Annotated in this window: 10 protein-coding genes and 1 pseudogene; 7 read left to right on the top strand and 4 right to left on the bottom strand. The window is 32.1% G+C overall.

Going from position 1 to position 13027, the window contains the following annotated elements; translation table 11 throughout:
* Positions 1–7 precede the first annotated feature (7 nt).
* Positions 8–769, top strand: a complete 762-nt coding sequence (argB, locus tag KA856_RS01735; protein WP_107384554.1) for an acetylglutamate kinase — start codon at positions 8–10, stop codon at positions 767–769.
* A 186-nt stretch (positions 770–955) separates the two neighbouring features.
* On the opposite strand, the gene KA856_RS01740 is transcribed toward argB, so the two are convergent.
* Positions 956–2188: an ArgE/DapE family deacylase gene (locus KA856_RS01740; RefSeq protein WP_107504475.1), complete on the bottom strand. Its 1233-nt coding sequence runs from the start codon at positions 2186–2188 to the stop codon at positions 956–958.
* 593 nt (positions 2189–2781) lie between these two features.
* Between KA856_RS01740 and ssuE the strand changes: the two genes are divergently transcribed.
* The gene (ssuE, locus tag KA856_RS01745; protein ID WP_210138454.1) at positions 2782–3321 is read left to right on the top strand and encodes an NADPH-dependent FMN reductase; all 540 of its coding nucleotides are present in this window, start codon (positions 2782–2784) and stop codon (positions 3319–3321) included.
* Positions 3322–3447: 126 nt separating this feature from the next.
* Here the strand turns inward: ssuE and KA856_RS01750 are convergent, their stop codons facing one another.
* Both KA856_RS01750 and KA856_RS01755 read right to left on the bottom strand, forming a co-directional pair.
* Positions 3448–4107, bottom strand: a complete 660-nt coding sequence (locus KA856_RS01750; RefSeq protein WP_210138455.1) for a hypothetical protein — start codon at positions 4105–4107, stop codon at positions 3448–3450.
* A 495-nt stretch (positions 4108–4602) separates the two neighbouring features.
* Positions 4603–6192, bottom strand: a complete 1590-nt coding sequence (locus KA856_RS01755; RefSeq protein WP_210138456.1) for an L-lactate permease — start codon at positions 6190–6192, stop codon at positions 4603–4605.
* Between the two features lie 360 nt (positions 6193–6552).
* Between KA856_RS01755 and KA856_RS01760 the strand changes: the two genes are divergently transcribed.
* From KA856_RS01760 to KA856_RS01780, 5 genes and pseudogenes are all read left to right on the top strand, one after another.
* Positions 6553–7809, top strand: coding sequence for an MFS transporter (locus KA856_RS01760; RefSeq protein ID WP_119535603.1), 1257 nt, complete (start codon positions 6553–6555; stop codon positions 7807–7809).
* Between the two features lie 583 nt (positions 7810–8392).
* A complete protein-coding gene (gene argF, locus KA856_RS01765) occupies positions 8393–9424 on the top strand; it encodes an ornithine carbamoyltransferase (RefSeq protein WP_210138514.1) in 1032 nt (343 codons plus the stop codon).
* 130 nt (positions 9425–9554) lie between these two features.
* Positions 9555–10322: pseudogene (locus KA856_RS01770) on the top strand (PTS transporter subunit EIIC); the annotation flags it as partial.
* Between the two features lie 62 nt (positions 10323–10384).
* Positions 10385–11152 (top strand): glucosamine-6-phosphate deaminase, encoded by a 768-nt coding sequence (nagB, locus tag KA856_RS01775; protein WP_210138457.1) that lies wholly within the window; start codon positions 10385–10387, stop codon positions 11150–11152.
* Positions 11153–11552: 400 nt separating this feature from the next.
* Complete coding sequence (locus KA856_RS01780; RefSeq protein WP_019469020.1) at positions 11553–11684, top strand: beta-class phenol-soluble modulin; 132 nt, start codon at positions 11553–11555, stop codon at positions 11682–11684.
* A gap of 122 nt (positions 11685–11806) precedes the next feature.
* On the opposite strand, the gene KA856_RS01785 is transcribed toward KA856_RS01780, so the two are convergent.
* Complete coding sequence (locus KA856_RS01785; protein WP_210138458.1) at positions 11807–13021, bottom strand: NupC/NupG family nucleoside CNT transporter; 1215 nt, start codon at positions 13019–13021, stop codon at positions 11807–11809.
* Positions 13022–13027: the final 6 nt, after the last annotated feature.

Genomic DNA, 13027 nt, shown 5'->3' on the forward strand with positions numbered 1-13027 from the left:
GTTTGATATGGATTACATTGTAATTAAAATAGGTGGAAGCACTTTGACGGATATGCATGATTCTACAATTGAAGATATTGTTGCATTAAAAAATCAAGGTTATAATCCGATAATCGTCCATGGAGGAGGCCCTTTTATAAATCAATCTTTGGAATTACAAAAAGTAGAATCAAAATTTAAAAATGGTTTGAGAGTTACTACTGACGATGTACTTTCTGTTACGACTCAAACATTAATTGGACAAGTGAATCCTAGTTTAGTCAATAAAATCAATCAATTTGGTGTTCAAAGTATTGGTATGAATGGCATAGATGCTCAATTATTTGATATTAAACCGTTAGATCTAAAATATGGTTTTGTTGGCGAACCTATTCATATAGATACAAGTGTTATCGCAACTTTAACTCAATCTTTTCTACCAGTCATCGCATCTATAGGTGCTAATCAGACGACGTCTCAAGTTTATAATGTTAACGCCGATACATTGGCATACAAACTTGCGCAAGCTTTACAGGCACCAATTTATTTATTGAGCGATATTCCGGGCGTTTTAATCAACGAAAAAGTACAACCGTCACTGAATGCGAAAAACATCGAAACATATATTGAACAAAAATTAATATATGGTGGAATGATACCTAAAGTACAAGATGCTGTAAAAGCAATAGAAATGGGATGCCAAAAAGTGGTTATTGCTGCAGGGAATGAAGCACATATTATTCAAAAACTGCAACATGGCCATAATGTAGGCACTACAATCCGTAAATAATATTTACCATGAGTGGCATATACACAATTTTTTAAAAGTGAAGCTTTTGTCCCACTCAGACAAGGATGAAGTTTTAAAAGTAAGTTTACAGATCTGTCATCTCGTGCCCTATATATATAAAAGCCCAGACATTTACTATGTTCTGAGCTTTTTTATATAGCTAAAGATTATTTAATTAAATCAAAACTAAAGATTTTTAGCATAAGTTGTTAAAAGTTCACTGTAAAAATCAATGAATTTTAAATACATATCTTTTTCTACACATTCATCAATTTGATGTGGTTTAATACCAGGGCCAAATACTAAGAATGGGAAACTTTCATCTTTATTTTTTAATAAGTTTGAAGCATCTGTAACGCCACCGATTGGAGAGGCAATAAAGTCCTTATCAAATAGAGATTTAGCTATAGTCTGAGCGGTATTAATTAAGCTATTATCACCAGTAGTAAGTACTGGATCTAGGTCTAAATATAAGTTGCTTGATAAATTTGCGCCTTTATCATTATGACTTTTAATTGTGTTTGAGAATAATGCTTTTACTTGTGCGTTATCATATTCTGGAATTGTACGAATATTAAAATCTGCATCAGCCTCTTCAGGGACAGAGTTAACTTGTACCCCACCTTTAATTAAAGTATTACTTATAACTAAACCTTGCAGTGCAGATTCTACATCTTCAAGTGCTGTTGTTGCAGGCAATGAAGGTTTAATTCTATCAATAAATTTTGTGAAATCTAACGCTTTTCCTTGTACTTCTTTGGAAATTCTAGCATAAGCGTCATCGATATCTTGTATAAATGAAATCAATGGTTTTATCGCATTTATGCCCATTACCGGCATAGAGCTGTGTGCTGATTTACCATAGGAAGTTATACGATAGTCCATAGAACCTTTATGTGCGTATACCATGATATCTTGGCAAGGTTCTGCTATAAGTAATGCATCAACGTCGTCCATATAGCCATGTTCATATAAAGTCTGGGAACCAAGTTGTTCCATTTCTTCACCACTAGTTGCTAAAAATCTAATACGACCATTTTGCAGTGCTTGAGATTGTTTAATATCAATAAGTGCAATTGCTAACGCAGCAAGTCCAGATTTCATATCTGCTGCACCACGGCCATATAAAAATCCATCATCCTCAGTAAGTGAAAATGGATCGTATGTCCATTGAGATTTATTACCCGCAGAAACCACGTCCATGTGACCTGAGATACCAATTACTGGATTTCCTTCACCTATTTCAGCAATAAGATTAGCACGTCGTTCATCAATTTTTTGGATTTTTGATTCAATCCCATAATTCGAAAATAATTGCTCTAAATAATTACAAACTTCAATCTCGTTATCATTTACTGTTTCAATTGCAACAATATCTGATAGGATTTGTACTTTTTCTTTATTAGAAAATGTACTCATTGTGTATCACTCCTTTGTATGACTAAATTAAGTATACATCTAGAAAAAATGATTTTTAAAGCGAAACGATTTTTAAAAAAAGAATATAACAAAATTATTTATATTGTAAAATCTTTAATAATGAAAACAAAATAAATTGTAATTGTACGATTACACATTTCGACGTGTGATATTGAAAATTAAGTATGTGTTAGGAATATAAGTAATACATCAATTGGAAAGTTAAATGTCATAACAATTTGTGAAGCAATGGTAGAAGCGGTAATTTATAAATGGATTTAGGTAATTCAACATATAGCTTTGAATAAAACATCCGTATTTCCATGGAAATGCATAATCAATGTTATAAATTAAATGTATACATTTATTGTGGCATTAATGAATGTATTATTGAATATAAACCGAAAGGAATGCAAAATAATTATTGTAATATTTCAAATCATTTTCTATGATTTTACCCGTATTTGATGATACGCTAAAGAAGTGGAATTTGGTTCCAAATTATTTTGTTTTTTCATATATTTTTTAAATAGTTAAGAATGAAAATGACAGTTATATATATGAAAATTTTATATAGAAAGGGGATAATCATATTGGCAAAAGTAGCAATTATTGCTGGCGGCAATAAACTTAAATCAAGACTCACAGGTATTATAGATTATGCGGAATCATATTTGAATGCTGAGGGCATCGAAACAAATGTCATCCATGTACATCAATTAGATGCTGAGGCTTTAATTACTGCAGATTTCTCTAATGAATCAATAAATACTACGCATAAAACGATAGAAGACGCAGATGGTATTATTATAGTATCTCCAGTATTTAAAGCAGCTTACTCAGGTATCGTAAAAACATATTTAGACTTATTACCACGTGGAGCATTTACTGGTAAAACAGTACTACCATTAGCTTTAGGTGGCACATTTGCGCATGTATTGGCAATCCAATACAGTCTTGATCCAGTGATCAAAGAACTAGGTGCAGATACAATTCATAAAGGTAGATTTATATTAGATAAGCACATCATACAAAACGAAGATGGTAGCTATGGTTATGATCAAGAAGCGAAAGATGGCTTAAATAAAACTTTAAAGAAATTTGTCAGCGACAAATCACAAGTTAAAGAATAAATGTATTTGGAATACGGATTATATCAAAAGTTACGATAAACGTAGTATCAACCATAATATAACAGTAATAAAAAATAAGCACACAGTATCAAAACTTGTAAATTGATATTGTGTGCTTATTATTTTTTATAGTTCATTTAAATGCCACTGAGCTTGGTTATCTAAGGTTAACTTAAATTCATTTGTTTGAATGCACATGGGGTGGGCTTCAGAAAATTGATCAGAGAATAGCCATTTATTATCTTCCGGCGTCAGTAAAATAAAACTGTCATCATAATGATCGCCGATAAAATTTAAATCATCTGGTACAAATGTTTGATTTTCATATGTATTTAAATGATACTTTGATAATGCTTCAAAGACTTCCGTCGTTTCATTACAAACGAACCCAATCTCACTAATTCTTGAAAATTCAGGGTCATCCGTAATATTAGAAATGCGTGCAATGAGTTCAACGATATTCCCTGATGGATCTTGAAAGTAAAATGAATGTGCAACAAAAGATTCGAAATAAGTCGTATGTTTACCATCTTCCATCAATAGAAATAATATATTTTGATAATGCTGTTTCATGTCATAAAAATGGTTGTATGGAATGTCAATTGCAAAGTGGTAAAATGGTTGGACATCATCGTCTGTTTGTTGAAAACACAAATGAGTCTCTCCAATTTCAACTGTAAAAGCTTCCTGACTAATCATACGAACAGGACATTCTAAAATTTCTTCATAAAATTGGAATGTCTCTTCAAACTCTGAAGTGAATAATTTAATGTTTTCAATTTTCATAAACGAACCCCACCCAATCCTCATGTTTAACATATAAATATAAGAAATAATTTACTTGTACTTTATCAAAATAATAATCAATATGATAATAATAAGAATTTTATATGAAATAATACGCTTTAAGTAACAATAAAGCCTATTTTCAGAAGGCATTTAACGCTATCTACTAAAACTTAATTTTTTTAAAATATATACTGCAGTACATATTTCGCTTATGTTCGTTATAGGATTTGTCTACGATTATAAACATTTTCTTATTATTAACACTTTAAGAGCTGCAAACTAAATAAAGTTAAACTAGAAACGGTATTTGATATGTGTATATAGTAATATAGCGATTGATAAAATTTCATAAAAAGAAAAGGCTGAGACAATTCAACTTGTCTCAGCCTTTTTTGTCAGAGTAGGATGACAAAATGGTTTTAAATCAATTAGATTTCAATATTTTACTCCGATTTGTTAGTTCAAGATGTTTGTATATCAGACTTGCTTATACTAAGTGAATAATAATGAGATAATATAAGCACTAATACCAACTAAAATACAATACAGAAGTGCAGGTCCTAGTGTTTTTCTTATGACACTACCTTCTTTGCCTGGCATATTAACCACTGCACACACAGCTACTACATTGTGCACACAAATCATATTACCAGCAGCTGCGCCAATGATTTGTGCAGCTAATACAATAAATGGATCTCCACCAATAGAGTTGGCGATATTTAATTGAATAGGCGAGAAGGTCAACGTTGAAACAGTTGCACTACCTGTAATAAATGAACCTAAAGCACCTAAGAATGGTGCGACAAATAGCCAAATAGGACCTAAAGTGTTGGCCATATTTTTGGCGATGTATTCTGGCATACTAATTAAATCATGTGCATTCATACCAGAGTTAATAAAAACATGCACCATAGCGAGCGTAGCAATAAGTGTAATACCAGTAATTTTTATTGTGGATAGAGACGTTAAACTTGCATTACCAAAATCCTTAATAGATTTTCTTTGAACTATAATTGCGAAAACTGCAGATAATAATAAAATCGTCCCAGGTGAATAAAGAAATTGCCATTCAGATGATATTTCAGAGAAATTTAAAATATTATTCCAAGAAAAATCAAGGACATGTGTTGTGAAGTATTCAATACTTGGCACGGTTCTCGTTAATAGAAGTAAGATAACAACCATTACATAAGGCGCCCAAGCAGTTAGTAAACTCATAGAATGTTCTGTACTATCTGCTTCGTATGTGTCATCTAAGCCATCTCTCCACACTGTTTTAGGTAATAGCCACCCCTTACTTGCAGTTAAGACTGCTACTACAAGCCCAGTTAATGATCCTAATATAGCAACAAATTCTGCACCGAATACATGTGCATATACAAAGGCAGACACGGCATATACGATACCTATTAAAGCTAGCCACGGTAAAATTTCAATAATAGATTTTAGTTTCTTGTTTTTTCCAAAGAAAATCACCATTGTAGCGACTACGATAATAGGTATGAAAATACCACTTAATAAATCTAATACAGTTATTTGTTCAGCTGTAGACTGGAAAAAAGATTGATTTGCTTCTTTTAAAGTACTCAACCCAACAATAACTGGTGTACCTACAGCTCCGAAAGACACGGCAATACTGTCGGCAATTAAAGCTGTAACAACAGCAATCATAGGTCTAAAACCTAAAGCAACCATTAAAGGTGCCGTAACCATTGCTGGTGTACCAAAACCTGAAGCCCCTTCAATAAGTGAACCAAATAAGAAAGCGACAATAATTACTTGGACACGCATATCTGGTGAAATTTTTTTGAATCCTGCATTTATACGGTTTACGGCACCTGTCTGACGTAATGTGTTAAGTAAAACGAGTGCCCCGAATAAAATGTAAAGTATCGTTAATGTTTTATGTGTACCTTGAAGTATTGAAGCAATAACGACATTACCTTGCATCCCCCATACAAATATCCCTAAGATTGTAACAACGATAGCGCTAATAATCATTCCTTTTAAAGCAGACATACGTAAGAGTACGAGAAATAAAAAAGGTACGATTACTGCACTGAAAGCAACTAATAACATCATTTTATATAAAACTCCCTCATAAAAATTTAATAATCATCTAGTCATATGATGTTTAAATAACTTTCATTGTAAACGTTTACAAATAAATTTTCAATCATGTATAAAAAATATATTTTTAATTTTAAAAAATTAAGTGTTATACAAATATTCTTTCTTTAACTTTAACAGCCTATATTTATTGATTTTATTCATTTATGTCTTAAAACGAAAACAAACGAAAATAAATTTGCGTTATTAGAAAAAATATAATAATATAATGATAATATTTGAAAGCGTTTACAAAATAATAGTCACAAAAATTGGAAGAAAATATTTAAATCAATTCTAATATTAACGATTGATTTATAAGGGGTGCGTAATATGAGTGATAAATTAACTAAAATGGGCATGCCTCCAACGTTATTTTGGGGATATGTTGGTGTATTAATATTTATGATGGGGGATGGTCTGGAGTTAGCATGGATTAGTCCTTATTTACATGATCATGGTCTCTCCGTACAACAAACAGCGATTTTGACAACGTGCTATGGTGTGACGATAGCCATTGGTTCTTGGTTATCAGGTGTCTTGGTAGAAATTATTGGTCCAAGAAAAGTAATGCTGTTAGGGACTGGGTTATATATCATAGGTCATGCAATATTCGTTGGTTTGGCAATTCCAACGATGAATTACAATATCATGATTCCTTCTTATGCAATAAGAGGTTTTGGCTATCCGTTATTTGCTTATTCTTTTTTGGTTTGGGTTGCTTATCGCTCTCCGCAAAAACGTTTAGGCGCTGCAGTAGGATGGTTTTGGTTTGTGTTTACAGGAGGGCTTAGTGTTCTAGGATCATTTTATTCTTCATTTGCGATTCAGTTATTTGGACATTTCTTTACATTATGGACTGCGATCATTTGGGTGTTAATAGGAACATTTTTAGCAGTGTTTGTAAATAGAGATCAGTTTATTATTGAAGAAAAAGGCCACGGCTTTAAAGAACACTTTAGTGAGGTGCTTGCAGGTATAACGATACTAAAAAGAGAACCGCGTGTTGCAGTGGCATGTGTTGTTAGAGTCATTAACCAAGCAGCGCAGTATGCTTTTCCATTATTCTTGCCGATTTATTTAGCTTCCAAAGGTATTGCAACTACAACTTGGTTAAATATTTGGGGGACAATTTTTATTGCTAATATTATTTTCAATCTAATTTTTGGTGCGTTGAGTGATAAAATTGGCTGGAAAAATACAATTTCCTATATTGGTGGTGTGGGATGCGCGATATTTACGTTAGGGTTGTATTTTGTCCCTGAATTATTTACAGGTAATGTCTTTATTGTCGGTGCTGTAGGATTTTTATGGGGAATGTGTTTAGCAGGCTTTGTCCCTATTTCTGCGCTTGTTCCTTCATTAGTTCATGATGGAGATAAAGGGCCTGCAATGGCAATTTTAAATTTAGGAGCTGGACTTTGTGTATTTGCAGGACCAGGATTAGTGGCATTGTTTTATGACAGTATTGGTGTGAAAGGCATGATGTACTTAATTTTTGGATTATATGTTGCTAGTGCAATCATGACACGTTTTTTAAAAACCCCAGAAGAAAGAGAACGTAGGAAAACTGAAAATTTTGCATCATAGCGTAAATAATCTATATAGAAGCTATGAAAAAGTAAGTACTTGGTTTAGTGCATGATATACCTAATAGTATGAATTTGAAATTAGTAAATAATAAAAAACGGGCATACAGTTTCAAAATGATGGATTTTGATATTGTATGCCTATTTTTATTCATTTTTAAAGGATGATTATGCAATGATTTTGAGATGATGTGGGATAAAGGGAATTATTTTTCTTGGAAACCACCAGAAACAAAATGAGCAGCAATTTGCTTAATAGTGGCAAATAGTAAATCTAACATATATATTCACCTCCAATGAGCTAGCGATTACATCATTAATTTACTATATATCATTAAAATATAGTGTAAGAAAGCACAACTTAGTTAAATGATTGCCACGCTGTTTATTGTCAGAAATTTTGCTTGCTTAACCGTTGCAAATGAGGTCGTGATTGTATATAGATATGTTTTTAAAGTAGCTTACACGTTGTTGTTATTATAAAATATTTAAAAATATACAAAAAAAGGTATATTTATACTTGAAAATAACTCTATTTAAGTTTAATATGTATATAAATATTATAAAAATATTGGAGTGATGAAATTGGGGCGTACACAACAGATTTAAAAAAACTAGCATTGTTAAAAGGTAAGAGCTTTTTGAAAACGAGTGACTTTACTGCAGATGAACTAGTAACATTGATTGACTTTTCCGGAGAATTAAAAGAAAAGAAAAAGCGTGGTATTCCACACCCTTATCTTAAAGGTAAGAATATTGCTTTATTATTTGAAAAACCATCTACAAGAACACGTTCAGCATTTAGCGTAGCAGCTAATGATTTAGGTGCATTTCCAGATTATTTTGGTCAAGGTGAAATTCACTTAGGTGTCAAAGAATCAACAGAGGATACGGCAAAAGTATTAGGTAGTATGTATGATGGTATTGAATTTAGAGGTTTTTATCAAAAAGATGTAGAAAGTATAGCGCAACATGCCAAAGTTCCAGTATGGAATGGTTTAACAAACGAATGGCATCCTACTCAAATGATTGCAGACTTTTATACAATAAAAGAACACCTAGGTACATTACAAGGTAAGACACTGACTTATGTCGGTGATGCAAGAAATAATGTGGCGCATGATTTATTAGTTACCGGTGCAATATTAGGTATGAATATCCATATTGCAGCCCCTCAATCGCTACAGCCTGATCAAGATATTCAGCAACTCGCTAAAAATTATGCAACACAATCTCATAGTAATATTTTAATTACTGATAATATTCAACAAGCAGTTTATAAAACAGATGCAATATATACAGATGTTTGGTTTTCAATGGGAGAAGATGAATCAGTTCAAACACAGCGTATTGAAAAATTACTTCCATATCAAATTAATGAAGCTATGCTTGTCAATACAATGAATCCGGATGTTATTGTATTACATTGTTTGCCAGCTTTTCATGATGTGCATACAAAAGTGGGTCAAAAAATTTATAAGACCCATGGATTAACTGAAATGGAGATAACAGATGATGTATTTAAAGGTGAACATGCTGTTATATTTGAACAAGCGGAAAATAGATTACATTCAATCAAAGCAATTATGGCTGGAACATTAGGAGATATTTTTTAGCGTCATATCATAATTGAATAAATATAGAACCTCACAAAGTAAAGTGACTTTGTGAGGTTTTTTGTATTTAAAATAAAAATAGTTATCTATTTTATGAAAAAGTTTTTCATAATGGTAATTTATATTGATTAATATTTTCTTTGCTCAACTAGGTGATCCAGACGTAACGAAATACTATTCAGGTGTTTCGCGTTATATGTCAGGGCGATTTATTACAATGATGTTTGGCCTATGTGGTGCAGCTTTAGCAATTTATCATACTGCTAAACCGCAACATAAAAAAGTCGTTGGCGGTTTAATGTTATCGGCTGCTTTAACTTCATTTTTAACAGGTATTACAGAACCGCTAGAGTTCAGCTTTTTATTTGTTGCACCTGTTTTATATGTGATACATGCATTTTTAGATGGTTTAGCTTTTATGATGGCGGACATATTTAATATTACGATAGGTCAAACATTCAGTGGTGGATTTATAGACTTTTTATTATTCGGCGTTTTGCAAGGTAATGCTAAGACGAATTTTTTATGGGTGATACCAATTGGCATCCTTTGGTTTATTTTATATTATGTTATTTTTAGCTTTTTAATTAAAAAATTCAATTTTAAAACACCTGGTAGAGAAGCGGAAGCAACTACAGAAACCGTTGAAACGACAGAACGTGCTAAAACAATCATCAAGGGTTTAGGCGGTAAAGAAAATATAGATATTGTCGATTGTTGTGCTACAAGACTAAGAGTGACGTTAAAGACGGATGAACCTGTCAATAAACAAGTGCTTAATTCTACCGAAGCTAGAGGTATTATTCAGAAAGGTAATGGTGTACAAATTGTTTATGGGCCACATGTTACAACGATAAAAAATGAAGTAGAAGAATTGCTAGAAAGCGAGCAAGTTTAATTTATAAAATATTCAATTTATCATTAAACAAAAGTAATATGTAGAAAGTGATTGGTGAGTATATGTATATTTTAAATTTGGAGAATCGACAACTTGCAAGTCAATATGTTGCGATTGAACTGTTAAAACAAATGAAATTAAAACCGGATTCAGTATTGGGGCTTGCTACAGGAAATACTATGACAGATGTTTACAAGTATTTAAAAACATTAATCAATAATAATAATTTGCAACTAGATCAAATAGTGACATTTAATTTGGATGAATATGTGGGTTTAAGCGCAGACAATGATCAAAGTTATCATGCATATATGTACCAACAGTTATTTAAACATCATCAAACGTGGCATAAAGAAAATATATTTATACCACAAGGAGATACCGATAATTTAGAACAAGAATGCTTAATGTATGAACAATATTTAAAAGATAAAGGCCCTGCAGATATACAAATTTTAGGTATAGGTGAAAACGGCCATATAGGATTTAATGAGCCTGGTTCGTCGTTTGAAAGTGTCACAAGGGTTGTAGATTTATCTTCTTCAACGATTAATGCAAATAGTCGTTATTTTGATTCAATAGAAGATGTTCCTAAGCAAGCAATTTCTATGGGACTGGCATCCATTATGCGTGCGAAACGTATTGTTTTGTTAGCGATGGGCAGAAATAAAAAAGAAGCCATTTCACAATTAATAGAGGGGGATATATCTGAAGCATTACCAGCATCTATATTACATCAACACCCTCATGTTGATGTGATTGTAGATAATGAAGTATTCGAAGCTTTAGATCAAGATAAAGTTCAGCGATTAGAAAGGCATTTGTCATAAAGATATTTGAATATGTTGTGTTTTGGCGAGACGCTTGAGGTAACAGGACAAGCTGAAGACTATAGACTGAAGCTGTCCCTTAAGAAAGCGAGCCAACAATACGAAGTATTGAATAAAAAAGAAGCCCTCAGATGAATTGAATTAAATCATCTGAGGGCTATTTTTCTAGGATTTATCTCCCAGACGCATCATTTCTGTCGTTATAAAAATAATATAAAACTTTATCACTGAATGACAACTAGGAAACATTAATTGTAAAAATTAAGTATTGTAATAACACTTAGGCATAAAAAACTACAAACCAAGAAATATTTACAACAATATTAATATTTTTTATTATAATTTAGTTAAAGGTAATCAACCTTTAACAAATAATATATCGAGGAATGAGGTGTGTTAAATGTCTGATTTCGTAAACGCAATCAGTGAAGCTGTAAAAGCAGGTTTAAGTGCTGACTGGGTAACAATGGGAACTAGCATTGCGGACGCATTAGCTAAAGGCGCTGACTTCATCTTAGGTTTCTTTAACTAATAAATATTGAAAGAGGCTGAGACAAATTGAATTGTCTCAGCCTTTTATTATTTAATTACTGGAATGGACGACGAAATCATTTTAAGTGAATTTGATTTCTGTACATACTTTTTTTAAAAATACTATAATACTAAACCAACTATTGATGCTGAAATAATTGAAGCAAGTGTAGAACCTAGCAGCAAGCGTAGGGCAAACGAAGCCACCTTATTACCTTGTGTATCACTAAATCCTTTGATAGCACCAACGATAATGCCCACAGTACCAAAATTAGCAAAACTAACAAGATAGACAGAAATGATACCTTGTGTACGTTGTGTTAAATCTCCAGCTAATTTTTGGAAGTCTAACATAGCAACAAATTCATTAGTGATTAATTTAGTTGCCATCAGTGATCCAGCTTGAACTGCTTCGTTCCAAGGTACACCTATAATAAAAGCAATCGGTGCAAAAATAAAGCCGATTAATTGTTTGAAATCTAAACCAACAAAATTAAATAACACTGTGACTGCTTCCATCAAAGAGATAAATGCAAGTAACATAATGGCGACACTTACGGCAATTTTAAAACCATCCGTAGCACTATCACCAATCATTTGGAAAAATGGAACCTTTTTCGGCTTTGTTTCATCACTATTTGAATTGCTTTTAACTGTGGATGAGTTGGAAATCTCAACATCACTATCATCTGATTGATATGGATTGATGACACTTGCGATAATTAATGCACTGAAAATATTGAGCATAACGGCAGTAACAACATATTTAGGTTCAATCATTTGCATATATGAACCTAACATAGCCATACTGACTGCACTCATACCAGAAGTGGTAATTGTATATAATTTCTCTTTAGATAATTTAGGAATCATTTCTTTAATAGTTAAATAAACTTCTGGCTGTCCTAACATCGACGTTGAGATTGCAAAGTAACTTTCGAGACGGCCCATACGTGTGATTTTATTGATAATAATACCAACATATTTAATGATAAACGGAAGAATTTTAAAATAGTTTAATACACCGATTAGTACTGAAATAAATACTAAAGGTAGTAACACTGTAATAAAGAAAGTTGAAGCACCTTTGTTTTGTAAACCGCCGAAGACAAACTCGATACCAGCTTTACTAATATTGATTAATTCTTCAAAAAATGAACCTAGTGTTGTTAATATCATTAAACCAATAGTCGTATTCATCATGAATAATACAATGACGATTTGAACGATTAACATAATTACTGGTTTTTTGAAATCAATCGCCTTTCTGTTATAGCTAAATAAAAAAGCGATGAATAACGCAAAAAGTATACCAGTAATGGCAAATATGATTGACATAAGTAT

It is taken from the genome of Staphylococcus sp. GDB9P120P (assembly GCF_017893435.1).
GTDB lineage: Bacteria > Bacillota > Bacilli > Staphylococcales > Staphylococcaceae > Staphylococcus > Staphylococcus cohnii.

Excerpts from the sequence above, each read along its gene's own strand:
- KA856_RS01760 (WP_119535603.1), top strand. The coding sequence starts at position 6,553 with ATGAGTGATAAATTAACTAAAATGGGCATGCCTCCAACGTTATTTTGG.
- nagB (WP_210138457.1), top strand. The coding sequence starts at position 10,385 with ATGTATATTTTAAATTTGGAGAATCGACAACTTGCAAGTCAATATGTT.
- KA856_RS01780 (WP_019469020.1), top strand. The coding sequence starts at position 11,553 with ATGTCTGATTTCGTAAACGCAATCAGTGAAGCTGTAAAAGCAGGTTTA.
- KA856_RS01785 (WP_210138458.1), bottom strand. The coding sequence starts at position 13,021 with ATGTCAATCATATTTGCCATTACTGGTATACTTTTTGCGTTATTCATC.
- KA856_RS01740 (WP_107504475.1), bottom strand. The coding sequence starts at position 2,188 with ATGAGTACATTTTCTAATAAAGAAAAAGTACAAATCCTATCAGATATT.
- argB (WP_107384554.1), top strand. The coding sequence starts at position 8 with ATGGATTACATTGTAATTAAAATAGGTGGAAGCACTTTGACGGATATG.
- KA856_RS01755 (WP_210138456.1), bottom strand. The coding sequence starts at position 6,192 with ATGATGTTATTAGTTGCTTTCAGTGCAGTAATCGTACCTTTTTTATTT.
- KA856_RS01750 (WP_210138455.1), bottom strand. The coding sequence starts at position 4,107 with ATGAAAATTGAAAACATTAAATTATTCACTTCAGAGTTTGAAGAGACA.